This is a genomic window from Gemmatimonadaceae bacterium (assembly GCA_035533015.1).
Classification (GTDB): Bacteria; Gemmatimonadota; Gemmatimonadetes; order Gemmatimonadales; family Gemmatimonadaceae; genus JAGWRI01.
In genome coordinates this window covers 1-15,694 of record DATLUQ010000044.1, presented here as the reverse complement: position 1 = coordinate 15,694, position 15,694 = coordinate 1, and the positions used below count along the sequence as shown (strand labels likewise).

The window sequence follows — 15,694 nt, the reverse complement described above, 5'->3', positions numbered from 1 at the left end:
CGCGCGCAACCCGCCCCGCTCACTGCTTGCCCGACACTTCGTCGTGGATGGTATAGAGTTCCACCACCAGCAGCTGCCGCGTGACCGTGGGCAGCCGCAACATGACGTCCTCGCCCACCGCCTTGCCGAGCAACGCGCGCCCGATGGGCGACGCCATGGTCACGTGCCCATCCTCGAACTCGATCGCGTCGCCGAATACGAGGTGGTACGTCTCGCGCACCTTGGACTTCTTGTCCTCCACGACGACGCGCGAGCCCAGCCCCACCTTGTCGGGCGGGATCTGCGACGGGTCGATGGACGATAGCTTGCTCAGGCGCTGATGCAGATGCCCCAACCGCGCCTGCACGAACTGCTGGCGCTCGAGCGCAGCCTTGTACTCGCTGTTCTCGCGCAGGTCGCCCAGCTCCACCGCTTTGCGGATCTCGTTGGGAAGCGTGACGTTGAGTTCGTACTGCAGCCGCGCGACTTCCTCGCTCAGCTTTTCCTTGAGGGCTTCAATCATGGGACCGCACGAAGGAGGTACAGAAATCGAAGCGCCCGGCTGAGTGGCCGGGCGCCGATGCTACGACAATTCCCGAACACCCGCCTATAGCCGCTGTGGGCTGGAGGTGCGAAAACAGTTCACCGCTCGGGACGCATGGTGCATACGTGGATAGTATAGCCACTGGGCGCATTCGTCCAGCCGTGGTGTGCCCGTCGCGCAATCCGGCTAGACTTCCCGGCATGATCCGCGTCGAGCGGCACGGCGACGTCACGCGCCTCCGCATGTCCACCTGGCGCAGCCGATCCCTCGGCTACGAAGTGAGCGCGTTCTACACGCGCGGCGTGCTGCTGGATTGCGGGTTTCCCGACGCCGCCGACGAACTGGTCGCGACCCTCGACGAGTTGCGCCCCGCAGGCGCCGTCATCACCCACGCCCACGAAGATCATGCCGGCAACGTCGCCCTGCTCGCCCGGCGTCAGATTCCGCTCGATATCGCTGCCGATTCGCTCGCCGAGCTCCGCGCCGGCCGTCGCATCCGTGCCTACCGCCGGTATACCTGGGGCCAGCCGCGACCGTTCACCGAATCGTTCGTTCCATTCGTGACGCAATCGCTGGAGGCCATTGCCGCACCGGGCCACGCGCGCGACCACCGCGTGTTCTGGGACCCCGAGCGCGAAACGCTGTTCTCCGCCGATCTCTGGCTGGGAGTGCACGTGAAGGTGACGCACCACGACGAGGACCCCCGGCAGCTGGTGCGCGACCTGCGCGCCGCGGCGGCATTGCGGCCCGCCCGGATGTTCGACGCGCACCGCGGCCCGGTGGCGGATCCCGTCAACGCACTGCTCGCCAAGGCCGAGTGGATGGAGCAGACGATCGGCGCCATCGAGCGCCGGATCGGCGAGGGGTGGAGCGACCGCGCCATCGTGCGCGGCGTGCTGGGCGGCGAGGAATGGGCGGGGTGGATCTCGCGCGGCGAGTATGCCCGCGTCAACCTGGTGCGCAACGTGCGCGCGGGCTCGCCCCGGGCTCGCGGGCCGGTGGCGGCCGCGTGACCATGCCTCTGCTGGTCGCCATCGCCGGGCTGCTCGTCGCCGCCGTTGTGCTGCTGGCCGTCCTCCTGCGGCGAACACGGCCGGGCGACGCGGCGGCGATGGAACGGCGATTCGCGGAACTCCAGCGAGGGCTGGACCGTGCCGACCAGCTCGTGCGCGACGAGATGGGTCGCAATCGCGACGAAACGGCGGCAGCGATGGATCGCGTGGCCCGCACGCTCGACGAACGGCTGGCGTTGGTGCAGCGCGGACTGGGCGAGATGCAATCGCTTGCCGAGGGCGTGGGCGATCTCAAACGCGTGCTCACCAACGTCAAGACCCGCGGCGTGCTGGGCGAGTGGCAGCTCCAGGCGCTGCTCGAGCAGTTGCTCGCCCCCGGCCAGTTCGCGCGCAATGTCAAACCGAGTCCGCTGCGCGACACCATTGTCGAGTTCGCGATCCGCATTCCGGCCCCGGGATCCGACGCCGGCGGCATGTGGCTGCCGGTGGACAGCAAGTATCCCGCTGAGGACTACGCGCGGCTGTTCGACGCGCAGGAGCGGGCCGACGCCGCCGGAGTGGCCGCGGCCCAGAAGGCGCTCTCGGTGGCGGTCCGCCGCTCGGCCGACGACATCCGCGCCAAGTACATCGATCCGCCCCACACCACCGACTATGCGATCCTCTTCTTGCCGTCCGAGGGTTTGTTCGCCGAAGTCGTGCGGCTGCCCGGCATGGTCGAGATGTTGAGCGCCGAATGCCGCGTGATGGTGGCCGGCCCCACGACCTTTGCCACGCTGCTCAACTGCCTGCAGATGGGATTTCGGTCGATGGCGCTCGCCGAGCGGTCGGAGGAGGTGTGGCATCTGCTGGCCGGCGTGCGCACGGAGTTCGCGAAGTTCGCCGACGCGGTGTCCGGCGCGCAGAAGAAGCTCGGTCTGGCGTCCGAAGCCGTGGAGCAGGTCGCCGTGCGGGCGCGCGCCATGGAGCGCAAGTTGCGCGACGTCGAGCAGCTGCCGGCGGGTGACGGCTCGGAGCCGCCCCGCCTCACGTCCTAGCCGGCGCCCTTGGCGTACTCGCGCCGCAGCCGGGCCATCATCGCCCCCCGTTTGTCGTACAGCCGCTTGAGCGGCCGCTTGGCGTGCTTGGCGTGGGCGTACGAGGTGAGCAGCGGCAGGGCGACGGTCGAATCGAGGTAGCACACCACCGCATCGGGCAGCCGGTCGGGGTCGATCTTGCCCCAGCTCACCGCCTCGGCCGGCGTGGCGCCGGACAGTCCGCCCGTATCGGGCCTGGCATCAGTAATCTGTAAAAAATAGTCGTGGCCCTTCTCGTCGATGCCCAGCACTTCCTGGATCTGCGGCTCGGTCTGCAGGATGAAGTTCTTGGGGCTGCCGCCGCCGCAGATGAAGACCCCCGACTTCCCGCCGCCGCGTTTGGCCTCGAGCACGATCGACGCCGTTTCGTTCACGTCGAGATTGGGATCGATCACGCACCGGTTCCCGTCCAGCGCCAGCGCCGCGATGTTCATGCCGATGGACGAATCGCCGGGCGACGACGTATAGATGGGCACTCCGGCCGCGTAGGCCGCCGAGAGCAGCGACTTCTGCCCGATGCCCAAGGCCTTCTCGCGCTCGCGCACGTACTTGCCGCACAGATAATGGAACTCGGCGCTCGACATGCTGCGTTGGAATTCCCTGCCCTGGATGATCTTGCGGAAGAATGCGTCGGTGGAGAGCAGCACGTCGTAGTCGAAGAAGATGTCGTAGATGCGCACCACGCCTTCCTCGCGCAACACGATGTCCGATTCCTGCGCATTGCCGCGGTGCATGGCCAGTCCGAGGCCGAAATGCGTGTCGTGGTACAGATTGGCGCCTGTGGAGACGACCCAGTCCACGAAGCCCGACTCGATGAGCGGAATGATCGCCGCCATGCCGAGCCCGGCCGGCGTCAACGCGCCAGTGAGCGTGAGGCCCACGGTGACGTCGGCCTCGAGCATCTTGTGCGTGAACAACTGGCACGCTTCGCGCAGCCGCGCGGCGTTGTAGGCGAGGAAAGTGCCCTCCACCAGGTCCACCACCGTCTCGCGGCCGTCGATGCGGCGGGGGTCGATCTTGCCGCCGCGCAGGAAGCGGCTCTGCTCGGCGGTCGTATGGGCCGCGCCCGCCGCTTCGCGTTGCTCGGCGGCCTGCTTCTGGGCCGCCTTGGGGCCGGCTGGCGACGCCCGTTTGCCGGTGCCGTGGCGCGACGATTTGAATCCGCCGCGCGCGCGCGCCGGCGCGCCGCTCCCTGGTTTCCCGCTCGCCTTCTTCTTCGCCATTCCGTTCAGCCTCGTCGCAGGTCAGAACCGTTAGGGGTCAGGCTCTGCTGTGCCTGGATCACCACGTTGGCCGCTTCGGCGGGGTCGTCGGTGACGATCATGAGATCCATGTCACCCGGCGAGATCTTCCCCTCGGTGAGCACGCGCGTCTGCAGCCAGCGGATGAATCCGGCCCAGTAGTGGCGGCCGAAGAAGACCACCGGGAACTGGTAGATCTTCCCCGTCTGAATGAGCGTGAGCGCCTCGAACGCCTCATCGAGAGTGCCGAAACCGCCAGGGAAGATAATGAAGGCGTCCGAGTACTTGATGAACATCGTCTTCCGCACGAAGAAGTAGCGGAAGTTGATGAGCGTGTCGATGTAGGGGTTGGCTCCCTGTTCGAAGGGCAGCTCGATGTTGCACCCGATGGAAAGGCCGCCGCCCAGTTTCGCACCGTGGTTGGCCGCTTCCATGATACCCGGGCCCCCACCCGTGATCACCGCGAACCCCGCCTGGGCGAGCAGACGCGCCGTTTCCTTGGCGGCCTCGTACTGCGGTTCGTCGGGGTGCGTGCGCGCCGACCCGAAGATCGTGACCCCCTTGGTCACGTGCGCCAGGGCGTCGAACCCCTCGATGAACTCGCCCATGATGCGCATCACGCGCCACGGGTCGGTGCGCGTGAAATCGGACGCGTCCGACGCGCGCTGCAGCAGCTTCTGGTCCTCGGTCACGATCTGCACGTCGCGAATGGCATCGTCGATCCGGCGCGTCGCGCCGCTGCCGTGGAACTGGCGGCTCTGCGATGGCGGCGTGCGCCCGGCGGCGATGTGCCCGGCTTCGGTGCGCTCGCGCAGCCCCTGGCGCGAATCGCGGGCCGCGGAGTGGAGCAGCTCGAGATCGGCGGTCTTGCCCGACGCCGTTCTGGCGGGACGGGGCGGGCGGGGGCGACGCTTGTGAGCGGGCGGGCCGCTCCGCTTGAATGCGGACATGCGCGAGTACCTGGCGAAGAAGGAAACGCGCGCGCCCGCGGCGCGCGCTCACGGAGTTTACGCCATGTCCCCGATGCGACGCCAGCGCACGGGTTGCCCGTGGGGGGCTCCGGCGCTTGTTTCTCCCGTCATGCCCCCCGTGCTCAGGCACCCTCGATGGCCGTAGTCGTCCTGCTTGCCGACGGCGTGCGGCCCGACACCCTCGCCGGAGCGATCGACGCCGGCGCGTTGCCAGCGCTCGCCCGCCTGCGCGACGAGGGCGGCCTGCACGCGGTGAGCACGGTCTTTCCGTCGGTCACCGGGCCGGCCTATGCGCCGTTCCTGATGGGGCGGTTTCCGGGACCCGTGGGGCTCCCTGGGTTGCGCTGGTTCGACCGCGAACGCACAGCCTGCTCCCTGCCCGACTACACGCGCAGCTACGTGGGCTACCAGATGCGCTCCCTCGATCGCGACCTCGACGCCGACGCCCCCACGATTTTCGAGCTCGCGCCGTCGAGTATCGCGGCGCTGAGCGTCATCACCCGCGGGCTGCCGGCCCCCAACCGCATTGGCGCGCTCACGCTCCGCTCCGCGCTGCGTGCCGCGCGCACCCACTTCAGCGGCAACGTGGCCGGCTGGCTGCGGATCGACCGCGAGATTGCCGACGAGGTCGTGCGGCGCGTGGCTCAGGAACGGCCGGCGTACACCTACGCCGCGTTCACTGGCGTCGATAAGGTTTCCCACGCGCGCGGCCACGGCCACCCCATGGTGATCGAGGCCCTGCGCATCGTGGACGACGCGGCGGCGCGCATCCGGGCCGATGCCGAACGTGAAGGCCGCTGGCAGCACACGCACCTGTGGATCGTGAGCGACCACGGGCATTCGCCCGTACGGCGGCACGAGGATCTCGCCGGCCTGTTCACCCTGCAGGGGCACCGCGTGGTTGCGCACCCTTGGGTGATCACGCCGTTTCCCGAGACGGCCGTGATGGTGAGCGGGAACGCCATGGCACACGTCTTCCTGGAGGTCCGCCGGCGCCGGCGCCCGTGGTGGCCCGCGCTGGCCCCGCGCTGGGGCACGTTGGTGGACTTGCTGCTCGCCCGGCCGTCGGTGGACCTGCTCCTGCTCCCGCTCGATACCGAGCGGTGCGAGGTTCGGTCTCGGCGGGGTGAGGTGGGGATCGTGTCGCGCGCGGCCGGCTTCTACTCGTATTTCCCCGCCATCGGCGACCCGCTGGGGGTGGGGCGGGCGCTGCAGGGAGTGACGGCCGACGAGGCGTACGACGCCACCGCGCACACCGACTACCCCGATTCCATCGTCCAGATCGCGCACCTCGCCGCGTCTCCCCGGGCGGGCGACATCATCCTGTCGGCGGCGCGCGATTGGGACTTCCGGGCGCGCTACGAGCCCATCCCGCACGTCAGTTCGCATGGCGCGCTGCACCGCGAGCACATGACCGTCCCGCTGCTCGTCAACCGGCCGCTGGCAGGTGTGCCACGGCGCACAACCGACGTCATGCCCAGCACCCTCGTCGCGCTGGGGTTGCCGGTGCCCGGATCGCTCGACGGGACCTCGTTCCTGTAGATTGGAACGCATGGGCTGGACGCGCCTCTCCCTCTCGCTCGCGGTGCGGTCCCTGATTAGGCCTGCCACCGGCATCGCGCTCATGCGCGTGGCGTGGCGATTTCGCGAACGCGGCTGGTACCGGCGGTTCCCGTTTGTACCGCTGCCGTCGCGCGAGTACGTGCGCTGGCGCATGCACACCGCGTATGGCAGCTACGATTTCGTACCGCCGCCGACCGACGTGGTGCGCTACGCGCGGTGGGCCGTGCGCGAGCCGTGACGCGCCCGATCGAGGAGCGCGTGAAGGCCCACGCCTACGCGCTCGGCTTCGATCTGGCGGGCATCGCGACGCTGGGGCCGGCCGACACCGCGCCGGCCTACGAGCGCTGGCTCGCCGCCGGGTACGCCGGCGACATGGCGTATCTGGCGCGCGGCGCCGGCAAGCGCGCCGACACCCGGTTGCCGGTTGCCGGAGCGAAGAGCGCCATCGTCGTTGGGCTCGACTACGGAGGACGCGCGCCGCCGGGTCCGGTGGCCCGCTATGCGCGCGGCGACGACTACCACGACGTCATGCTCGACCGGCTGAACGCGTTGCATCGGCTGGTGGAGCGCGAGGTCGGCGTGCCGGTGTCCGGCAAGGCGTACGTGGATACGGGACCCATTCTCGAGCGCGACTTGGCGCGGAAGGCGGGGCTCGGCTGGTTCGGAAAGAATACGAATCTGATAAACCCGAAGCTCGGCTCGTTCTTCTTCCTCGGGGAACTGTTCGTTGATTTGGAGCTGGCCCCCGACGCGCCCTTCGACGCCGAGCATTGCGGGAGTTGCCGGGCGTGCCTGGACGCGTGTCCCACACAGGCGTTCGCGGAGCCGGGCGTACTCGATGCGACGCAGTGCATCTCCTATCTGACCATCGAGCTGAAGGGGGAGATCCCGGCTGGGTTCCGAGAAGCGATCGCCGAGGGCGGGCATGTGTACGGGTGCGACGTGTGTCAGGAGGTGTGCCCGTGGAATGTGAAGTTCGCGCGGGAGGTGAAGGAGCCGGCGTTCGAGGCGCGGGCGGTGATCGCGGGGAAGGATGCCAAGGCGCTGGCGACGGCAATCCTCGCGATGAGCGAAGACGACTTCCGCGCCGCGTTCCAGGGCTCGCCGATGAAGCGGGCGAAGTCGGCCGGGCTGAAGCGGAACGCGGCTGTCGTGAGACAAGCCGCCGGCTGGTAGCCGCGCCAGCGACCCTGCCCTTGCCAGCCGCGGGGTCGATCTGCACATTCCTATTGCTTTCCAATAGGACCCTTCATGCCCGCCCAACTCGACGTCTGGCAAGGAACGCTCGCCCTCATGGTCCTGCGTACGCTCGACGTACTCGGACCGCTTCACGGCTACGGCATCGCCCGCCGCATCGAGGAGACGAGCCGTGGCCGGCTTTCGCTCAACTACGGCACGCTCTATCCCGCCCTCCTCAAGCTGGAACAGCAGGGATTCGTCACGTCCTCCTGGGGCCAGTCGGAAAACAATCGCCGCGCCAAATTTTATACGCTCACGGGCGCCGGGCGGCGACACCTCGCACGCGAGGCCCGCCAGTGGCACGCCACGACTGAGATCCTTGCCTGGTTCCTCGCCCCGCGGACGGCCGCCCCGTGAACGGAGTTCGGGAAGTCATGGTCCGGATCGGCGGCTTCTTCCGCCGGGCGCATCGCGACGGCGATATGAACGAAGAGTTCGCCGCGCACCTCGCTTTGGAGACCGACGAGCTTGTGCGCCGCGGAATGCCTCCATCCGAAGCCCGCCGTCTCGCGATGGTACACGCTGGAGGCCTCGAGGCAGCACGCGACGCCTACCGCGACCAGCACGGTCTCCCGTGGGTCGAGCGGTCGCTTACCGAGGTGGCGAGCGCGACGAAGCGCCTGCGGCGACACCCGGGAGCGGTGGGTGGTGCATCGCTTTCGCTCGCGCTCGGCATGGCGCTCGCCACCGCGGTGTTCAGCATGGTGGTCGCGCTCTTTCTGCGTCCGCTTCCCTTCCCCAACCAGGCAGAGCTGGTCATCGTCCGCGAGCGCGACCCGCAGATGAACTCGCTCTTCTCCGTGCTTCCCGCGCGTGACGCCCTCGCCGCGCAGCAGGTGCGCTCCTTCTCCGGCGTCGCGGTCGCGCAGGAGTCCGGTCCCGGCTCGGACCTCGGCCCCAGCGGCCACGCCATCCGCGTATCGTCGGTACCGGTGACGTCGAACTACTTCGACGTTCTTGGTGTGCGCCCGCTCCTTGGGCGCATGTTCACGGAAGACGATGCGCATGAAACCGTGCCGCCAGTTATTCTCTCGTACAGCGTCTGGCATTCCGAGTTTGGTGGATCATCGGACGTGATCGGCAGCACGGTGCCGGTCGACGGACGGCTCGCGATGATCGTCGGGGTCATGCCGCCGGGCTTTAGCCTTCCGCTCGGCACCGACATTTGGCTGCCGTTCGGTCACGACAGCCTCCAGCGGCTGGCGATGCCACCCGCCAACCGGAAATGGCAGAACAACGTGGTGATCGCCCGGCTCCGGCCAGGCGTCACCATGGCCCGCGCCCAGGCCGACGTGTCGGTAGCATTCCATCAGGCGGGCATGGCCGCCGGGTTGGCCAAGACCCCGGTGGGGGACCTCCTTCCGCTCGCCCAGGACGTCACGTCGCCCTACCGCAACCTGATTCGCCTCTGGATCGCCGCGGCGTTGGTGATCATCCTGCTCGGTGCCGTGAACTTCGCGACGCTGCTGCTCGCGCGCGGCATGCGGCGTCGAGAGGAGATCGCGGTGCGGATCGCGCTCGGCGCCTCCCGGCGGCGCATTGCAGGAATGCTCACGGTCGAGGCGACGCTCATGGCCGCAATCGGCGGTGCCGTTGCCGTCGTCCTGGCGAAGTGGCTCCTCGACGCGCGCCGTCTCTGGTTCGGCATGGATTTCATGCTGGTGGCGCCGAGCATGAATTGGGCAACCGTCGCGTTCGGCGTGGCGGGAACCGTCCTCGTCGGGCTGCTGTTTGGCCTCGCGCCGGCCATCGATCTCGCACGGGCCGACCTCCGTTCGGTCCTGTCCGGTGCTTCGTCATCCACCGGCGGTTCGCGAGAGGTCCACAATCGACGCGGCCTCGTCGCGCTGCAGCTCGGACTGTCCTTGGCGTGCATGGCCATGCTGGCCGCCCTCGTGGTCGCCAACCGGGACGCCCAGGGCGCCGGACCTGGCTACGACTATTCACACGTCCTCACGGCCCGGCTGAACGTCCCCGACACCGCCGCATCGCAGGAGATCGGCGCATCCCTCGTCCAGGCGATTGAGGGTGTCCCCGGCGTGCAGTCAGCGGCAGTTGTGCGCACGCCCATCCTCGGCGCCGCTCTGTTCTACCCGGACTGGCGCCCACACCTGTACGCCGCCCAAGCCTGGAAGGACGTCTCGCTGAGCTACTTCAGGACGCTGGGCCTCACGCCGATCCTGGGCCGGCTTCCAACGGCGGCGGAGGCCGAAGCACACGCCCCGGTGGTCGTGCTGTCGAAGTCCACAGCTCGCTGGACCTTTGGCGATCGGCCGCCTGTCGGCCGGCGAGTCGGACTCGCGCTCGACGGCTCCACCCACCTCACCTGGTTCAGCGTGATCGGTGTCGTACCCGACGTGCGCGACATGCCGAACTTCGACCCCCTGACGCCGCCGATCTACACCGTGCAGCGTCTGCCGCTTGGCCACACGACGACGGAGGTCCGCATTCGAACGGTCGGGGACGCGGCAACCGGGCTCCGCGCCGTCAAAGAGGCCGTGGGGCGCATCGACCCCCGCATCGTCGTCAGCGACCTGGACCCCGTCGCCGCCGTCGTGGACCAGTGGAGCGCTCAAGCGCGGGCCCGCACTTACTTCTTCGCGTTCATGGCAGCGCTTTCGTTCGTGCTCGCCGTGGCCGGCGTGTATGGGCTCACCTCGTACTCGGTAGCGCTCCGGGCGCGGGAGTTCGGAATTCGCGTCGCCCTCGGCGCCACGCCGCGCCGCCTGGTCCGCGCGCTGGTCGCCGACCTCGGCACGGTCGCCTTGTTAGCGACGCTGGGTGGGCTGCTCCTCGGCTCGCGCGCTGTGTACATCGCCGACACGTACCTGCGGAACCCGCTTGCCGGCAAGCCGGCCCTGACCATGCAACTCGCGCCTGTGGCGGTGGTCGCGGTCACGCTGCTGGTCGTGATGGCGCTCGGCATGGCGCTCCCGATCCGCCGCATGCTGCGCCAGGACGTGGTACGGTCCATCCAGGGGGACGCGGGGTAACGCGCGGTCAGGAACGTTGCCGTGTCACGGTAAATTGGTCGCCTAAGTTGGTGTTACGGAGGTCGTTCGGCGTCCGGTGGTCAATTCGATTTCGATATAGTTTTGTCGGCACATCTCCCAGGAGGTGTGGCGACACACCTGGAGTCGTCACGACAACTGGCCGACAGAGATCGCCCGCCCCTCACCAGCTTCCGATAGCTCAGTCTGTCCCAAGATCGGGGGGACCCGCCCTGATTTCGAGCGGCTCGACTAACGAATCAAACCTCGCGGCCCCCACGTATGTCCAACCGACGATCTCACCGCTCCCGCCATGGCCATCTTCGCCCGCTCCGACTTTCGCGACGCCGCCCGCGGCCTCGCCCGTACTCCCACCGTGACCGTCGCCGCCGTGCTCTGCCTTGCCATGGGGCTCGGCGTCACGGCCGCCGTGTCGAGCGCGATCGACCGCGCCCTGCTCCAGCCGCCGCCGTACCGCGATCCCGGGAGCCTCGTAACCGTGTATCGCACGGCCCCCCAGGCCACCAACTGGCCGCAGTCGGCGCCGAACTACCTCGACCTGGCCCGCGAGACCCGCCAGCTCTCGGGACTCGCCGCCGCCACATCAGCGGACGCGAGCGCCATTCTCCTCGTGGGCGGTCAGTCTCTCCAGCCTCGCGCCCTGCGCGTGACCGGGAATTTCTTCTCGCTGGTGGGCGCCACCGCCCTGCACGGACACCTCATCACCCCCGCCGACGACAGCACTGGGGCGCCCGACGTGCTGGTGCTGAGCGAGCCGTTCTGGCGGCAACACCTGGGCGGTGATCAGTCCATCGTGGGGCAAACGGTGCAATACAAGGGGGTGCCGTATACCGTGATCGGCATCCTACCGCGCGGCTTCCGGTACGTGCAGGGCATGCAGAATGTGGACGAGGACGTCTGGCTACCGATGCGCTTCAGCGCCGGCGAGCGCGCCAGGCGCGGCACCAACTACCTGATGATGCTCGGCCGGCTGGCCCCGGGCGCCACCGTCGAGAGCGCGAGCCACGAGCTGGTGTCGCTGTTCGACGGGCTGATCCGCACGTACCCGTCGCTCAAGGACGAGTCCATGCGTGCGGTGCCGCTCGAAGCCGAGGCGGTGCGCGCCGTGCGGACGCCGATGCTGCTCGTGTTCGGCGCCGTGTGCATGGTGCTGCTCATTGCGGTGTCGAACGTGGCCAGCCTGCTGCTGGCCCGCGGGGTGTACCGCCGCCGCGAGATCGCCGTGCGCAGCGCGTTGGGCGGCAGCCGCTGGGCGGTGGTGCGCCCGGTGCTCGCCGAGAGCCTGCTGCTCACCGCGCTCGGACTGGGCCTGGGATTGGCGTTCGCGTGGGGCGCCGTGCGCACCATCGGCGCGATGGCGGCGCAGCAGATCCCGCAGCTCGCCGGGCTGCGCATGGACATGCGGGTGGTGGCGTTCGCGGTCGCGCTGGCGATCGTGGCCGCCGTGGTGTGCGGCCTGGGGCCCGCGTGGCGCGGCGCGGCCGTGGACCCGCAGGACGCACTGCGCGCCGGGCGCGGTGGCGGCACGGGACGCGCGCACCATCGCGTGCTGGCGGGGCTCGTGGTGGCCGAAGTGGGGCTGTCGCTGGTGCTGCTGGTTGGGGCGTCGCTGGTACTGCGCGGATTCGCGAGCGTCCTGCACGCCGATCCCGGGTTCGACACCTCCCGGATACTCGCGCTCGACGTGAGAGTCACTCCCACGTCGTACGCCAAGGACGCCGAGGTGCGGCAATTCATCACGCCGGCGCTGGCGGCGATTCGGGCCGTGCCGGGCGTGGCCGCGGCGGGGGCCATTGACGCGATGCCTTATTCCGTATGGGGCGAAAACTTCAACATTCGGTACGAGGGGCAGGCGGCCGACAATATGAACCGGCTGCCTCTGGCCGAGTATCGCGAGGCCACGCCGGGATTCTTCGCGGCCACCGGCCAGCGGGTGCTGGCCGGGCGCCTGTTCGGGGCCGGCGACTATGCCGCGCCCAACAGTCCCGTGGTCGTGGTGGCCAACGAAGCGCTGGTGAAGCGCGACTTCAAGGGGCGCGATCCCATCGGCCAGCGCTTCTACATCGGCGACACCACGTTCGCGACCATCGTCGGCGTGGTGAGCGACATCCGGAACGTGGGGCCGTTCAGCCCGGCGTTCCCCGAGGTGTACTATCCCTTCCAAGTGGCCGAGCCCGGCACGACCTTGGCATCGATCATGGTGCGCGTGAAGTCGGGCGATCCGGCGGCGGTGGAATCGGCGGTGCGGGCCGCCGTGCACGGCGTGGATTCGGGCGCCGCGATTACGCGCATGATGCCGATGCAGGACGTGATCGCGCGCAGCGTGGGGCAGCCGCGGTTCTACCTCACGCTGCTCGAGGTGTTCGCGGCCGTGGCGCTCTTGCTCTCGGTGACCGGCCTATACGGCGTGATGAGCTATTCGGTGGCGCAGCGCACGCGCGAGATCGGGATTCGGAGCGCGCTGGGGAGCCCGACGGGCCGCATCGTGGGCCTGGTGGCGCGGCAGGGAGCGTGGCTGGTGCTGCTCGGCGTGCTGGCGGGCGCCCTGGGCGGCGCCGCCGCGACCGGACTGTTGCGCGGGCTGCTGTACGGCGTGAGCCGAGACGACCCACGGGCGTGGGGGCTGGCGGTGGCGTGCATGGTGGCGAGCGGAGCGGTGGCGGCGCTGGTGCCCGCGCTCCGCGCGGCGCGGGTGGATCCCCAGATCGCGATGCGCGAGGAATGAAGGGCCTGGGACCCCGAGGAGGTGTCCAGTTAGCCGCACTTCGCGACGGAGGACTGACCGCGGCATCTCCATGCCGCAGGCCGGGCCCATGATTTGCCGGGACGCTAACTCCCTCTCTTGGCGAGGGTACGTCGACCCGTCTTCAACGGAACCGCAATACAGTTTTGTCGGCACATCTCCCAGGACGTGTGCCCGTGGAACGTGAAGTTCGCGCGGGAGGTGAAGGAGCCAAGCTTCGAGCCGCGGGCGGCGATTGCCGGGAAAGATGCGCGGACGCTGGCGCGTGAGATCCTCGCCATGAGCGAAGACGAATTCCGCGCGGCGTTCAAGGGCTCGGCGATGAAGCGGGCGAAGGCGGCCGGGCTCCGGCGAAACGCCGAGGTCGTTCTCGCCGACAATCACGACTGAGTCGCTGAGGCCTCGGCGCTATGGCAGCGTCCAAGCCGGCCGAAGGCCGCTCCGAGCGATGTCGTCGAATCGCTCCCCCACCCCGGCCCTTGCACCTCCTGTCCGTCACACGTGGAACGTCACCGGCTCCGCCGCCCACCGAATGCCTTGCGCCAGCGCACCTTCGGGTTGTGGAATCGGACGCGCTCGGGTGCGAACGTGTTCGCGTCGAACAGTCCGCCCACCCACTCCAACGTTTCGTCGTATTCCTCGTCGGCTGGGTTGCTCAAGATCTCGAGCAGGCGCTCGTAGCCGGGCGGGCCACCGCAGTCCTCAGGCGGGCACGCCCGCTCCCCGCCTAGACAGCGGGGGTACTTGGTGCCCGGCTGGCGGCGCCCGACGGCTTCCAGCTCAACGTCGTGCTCCCACCCGTCGCCGAAGTCGTATTCGTACTGGGCCCGCGTGCCCCCGACGTAGAAGTACTTGCTGATGGGCACGGTCCACCCAGGCAGGGACACCGGATCGCCCTCGAACGGGTCGTCGTCGGGAATGCCGATTTCTTCGGCCTGGCGCGTTTCAGGGTTCCGCACGCGGAACACATGCAGATGGTAGTCCAGCCAGCCCATGGCGTCCTGGATCGCTACGTGCAGATCCCAGAACGAGTAGCTGGCCGGCACCTCGATTCGGCGCCAGATGCGCGGCTTGATGTGCCGCAGAGTGACCTTGAACTGGAGCGTACTGCGCGTGGTGTCCATGGCGGCGCTTCCTTCGTGTCAGGTGGCGAACTCGCTCAGGCCGCGGCGACCTCGTCACACAACTCGACGAGCGAGACGGCTTCCACGTCGTTCGCCAGCGGGAATCGCTCGGCTCCACCGTAGACCACGAGCCGGCGCTCCGGCCGCACCGTCTCGCACGCGAGCTGGAACCCACGCTCGACCTTGGGTGCGAGCCCGCGCTTGATCTCGACAGCCCACGGCTTGCGATGACCGGGGAGCTTGAGCAAGAGGTCGATCTCGGCGCCCGCCGCCGTGCGGAAGAAGTGCGCCTCGGTGCCGCTGGGCGCCGCCGCGATCAGCGACTCGATGGCCAGTCCCTCCCAACTCCCGCCGGCCACCGGGTGCGCCAGCAAGCCCTCGCGGTCGCCAACGCCGAGCAGCGCGTGCACCAGCCCACTGTCGCGAACGTAAACCTTGGGCGACTTGACCAGGCGCTTGCGCACGTTGCCATGCCACGGCGCAAGGCGGCGAATGAGGAACAGGTCCACGAGCAGGTCGAGGTAGGCCGCGACCGTCTTGCCGTCCACGGCGAGGGCGCGAGCCAGCGCCGCGGCGTTGAGCAGCCCGCCCTGCTGATGCGCGAGCATCGTCCAGAGGCGGCGGAGCGTTTCGGCCGGGATGCGCGGCCCGAGTTGCGGGATGTCGCGCTCGAGGTAGGTGCGGATGAAATCGGTGCGCCAGCGCAGGCTCGCGGCGTCGGAAGCGGCGAGCAGACTCTCCGGAAATCCGCCGCGCAACCAGAGGGTGTCGACGCGCTCGCGCCCCACCTCGCCGGCGTCGAGCGGGGCGAGTTCCAGATAGCGGATGCGACCTGCGAGCGACTCGCTGGATTGTTTGAGCAGGTCCATCGACGCCGACCCCAGGACCAAGAAACGCCCCTGGCCGTGCCCGCGCCTCCGACCGGCGTCGATGAGCCCGCGCAGGCTGCGGAAGAGGTGTGGCGTGCGCTGGATCTCGTCGAGGATGACGAGCGTGTTCTCGTGCTGTGCCAGGTAGAGTTCCGGCTCCGTGAGTTTGGCCCGGTCGGCCTCGGACTCCAGGTCGAGGTAGACCGCCGGCCGCGTGCCGGCCACTTCGAGCGCGAGGGTGGTCTTCCCAACCTGCCGCGGCCCCAGCAGGGCGGCGGCCGGAGATTCATCGAGGGCGGCGGAGAGCGGGCCGAGAAGGCGGCG

Annotated in this window: 14 protein-coding genes; 9 read left to right on the top strand and 5 right to left on the bottom strand. The window is 69.1% G+C overall.

The genetic code is table 11. The annotated features are described in order from the left end of the window. Positions 1–19: 19 nt before the first annotated feature. On the bottom strand, positions 20–502 hold the full coding sequence (locus tag VNF92_08030; GenBank protein ID HVA57823.1) for a GreA/GreB family elongation factor: 483 nt from the start codon (positions 500–502) through the stop codon (positions 20–22). A 221-nt stretch (positions 503–723) separates the two neighbouring features. Between VNF92_08030 and VNF92_08025 the strand changes: the two genes are divergently transcribed. After that, positions 724–1,536, top strand: coding sequence for an MBL fold metallo-hydrolase (locus tag VNF92_08025; protein ID HVA57822.1), 813 nt, complete (start codon positions 724–726; stop codon positions 1,534–1,536). A 2-nt stretch (positions 1,537–1,538) separates the two neighbouring features. Then, a complete protein-coding gene (rmuC, locus tag VNF92_08020; protein HVA57821.1) occupies positions 1,539–2,570 on the top strand; it encodes a DNA recombination protein RmuC in 1,032 nt (343 codons plus the stop codon). On the opposite strand, the gene speY is transcribed toward rmuC, so the two are convergent. Beyond that, on the bottom strand, positions 2,567–3,832 hold the full coding sequence (gene speY / locus VNF92_08015; GenBank protein HVA57820.1) for a deoxyhypusine synthase: 1,266 nt from the start codon (positions 3,830–3,832) through the stop codon (positions 2,567–2,569). The two genes, rmuC and speY, sit on opposite strands and share 4 nt — an antisense overlap. Positions 3,833–3,837: 5 nt before the next feature. Continuing rightward, a complete protein-coding gene (locus VNF92_08010; GenBank protein HVA57819.1) occupies positions 3,838–4,800 on the bottom strand; it encodes a TIGR00730 family Rossman fold protein in 963 nt (320 codons plus the stop codon). A gap of 156 nt (positions 4,801–4,956) precedes the next feature. On the opposite strand from VNF92_08010, the gene VNF92_08005 reads away from it, so the two are divergent. From VNF92_08005 to VNF92_07975, 7 genes are all read left to right on the top strand, one after another. Continuing rightward, positions 4,957–6,363, top strand: coding sequence for an alkaline phosphatase family protein (locus VNF92_08005; protein HVA57818.1), 1,407 nt, complete (start codon positions 4,957–4,959; stop codon positions 6,361–6,363). A gap of 10 nt (positions 6,364–6,373) precedes the next feature. Then, positions 6,374–6,622, top strand: coding sequence for a hypothetical protein (locus VNF92_08000; protein HVA57817.1), 249 nt, complete (start codon positions 6,374–6,376; stop codon positions 6,620–6,622). Beyond that, positions 6,619–7,560, top strand: coding sequence for a tRNA epoxyqueuosine(34) reductase QueG (gene queG, locus VNF92_07995; protein ID HVA57816.1), 942 nt, complete (start codon positions 6,619–6,621; stop codon positions 7,558–7,560). The genes VNF92_08000 and queG overlap by 4 nt, the downstream gene beginning before the upstream one ends. A 75-nt stretch (positions 7,561–7,635) precedes the next feature. Then, positions 7,636–7,980 carry a PadR family transcriptional regulator gene (locus tag VNF92_07990; GenBank protein ID HVA57815.1) on the top strand — a complete coding sequence of 115 codons (345 nt, stop codon included), beginning with the start codon at positions 7,636–7,638 and terminating at the stop codon, positions 7,978–7,980. Next, the gene (locus VNF92_07985) at positions 7,977–10,616 is read left to right on the top strand and encodes an ABC transporter permease (protein HVA57814.1); all 2,640 of its coding nucleotides are present in this window, start codon (positions 7,977–7,979) and stop codon (positions 10,614–10,616) included. Before VNF92_07990 ends, VNF92_07985 begins: the two co-directional genes overlap by 4 nt. Before the next feature lie 310 nt (positions 10,617–10,926). Continuing rightward, positions 10,927–13,359 (top strand): ABC transporter permease, encoded by a 2,433-nt coding sequence (locus VNF92_07980; GenBank protein ID HVA57813.1) that lies wholly within the window; start codon positions 10,927–10,929, stop codon positions 13,357–13,359. Positions 13,360–13,560: 201 nt separating this feature from the next. Further along, positions 13,561–13,767: a hypothetical protein gene (locus tag VNF92_07975; GenBank protein HVA57812.1), complete on the top strand. Its 207-nt coding sequence runs from the start codon at positions 13,561–13,563 to the stop codon at positions 13,765–13,767. 119 nt (positions 13,768–13,886) lie between these two features. Here the strand turns inward: VNF92_07975 and VNF92_07970 are convergent, their stop codons facing one another. Together VNF92_07970 and VNF92_07965 are read right to left on the bottom strand one after the other, a co-directional pair. Further along, positions 13,887–14,501: a plasmid pRiA4b ORF-3 family protein gene (locus VNF92_07970; GenBank protein HVA57811.1), complete on the bottom strand. Its 615-nt coding sequence runs from the start codon at positions 14,499–14,501 to the stop codon at positions 13,887–13,889. A 35-nt stretch (positions 14,502–14,536) separates the two neighbouring features. Further along, positions 14,537–15,694: ATP-binding protein (locus VNF92_07965; protein ID HVA57810.1), on the bottom strand; the 1,158-nt coding region annotated here is incomplete at its 5' end.

Bases quoted from the DNA above. Each gene is read 5' to 3' on its own strand.
- VNF92_07970 (HVA57811.1), bottom strand. From the start codon at position 14,501: ATGGACACCACGCGCAGTACGCTCCAGTTCAAGGTCACTCTGCGGCAC.
- speY (HVA57820.1), bottom strand. From the start codon at position 3,832: ATGGCGAAGAAGAAGGCGAGCGGGAAACCAGGGAGCGGCGCGCCGGCG.
- rmuC (HVA57821.1), top strand. From the start codon at position 1,539: ATGCCTCTGCTGGTCGCCATCGCCGGGCTGCTCGTCGCCGCCGTTGTG.
- VNF92_08005 (HVA57818.1), top strand. From the start codon at position 4,957: ATGGCCGTAGTCGTCCTGCTTGCCGACGGCGTGCGGCCCGACACCCTC.
- VNF92_08000 (HVA57817.1), top strand. From the start codon at position 6,374: ATGGGCTGGACGCGCCTCTCCCTCTCGCTCGCGGTGCGGTCCCTGATT.
- VNF92_08025 (HVA57822.1), top strand. From the start codon at position 724: ATGATCCGCGTCGAGCGGCACGGCGACGTCACGCGCCTCCGCATGTCC.
- VNF92_07990 (HVA57815.1), top strand. From the start codon at position 7,636: ATGCCCGCCCAACTCGACGTCTGGCAAGGAACGCTCGCCCTCATGGTC.
- VNF92_08030 (HVA57823.1), bottom strand. From the start codon at position 502: ATGATTGAAGCCCTCAAGGAAAAGCTGAGCGAGGAAGTCGCGCGGCTG.
- VNF92_08010 (HVA57819.1), bottom strand. From the start codon at position 4,800: ATGTCCGCATTCAAGCGGAGCGGCCCGCCCGCTCACAAGCGTCGCCCC.
- VNF92_07980 (HVA57813.1), top strand. From the start codon at position 10,927: ATGGCCATCTTCGCCCGCTCCGACTTTCGCGACGCCGCCCGCGGCCTC.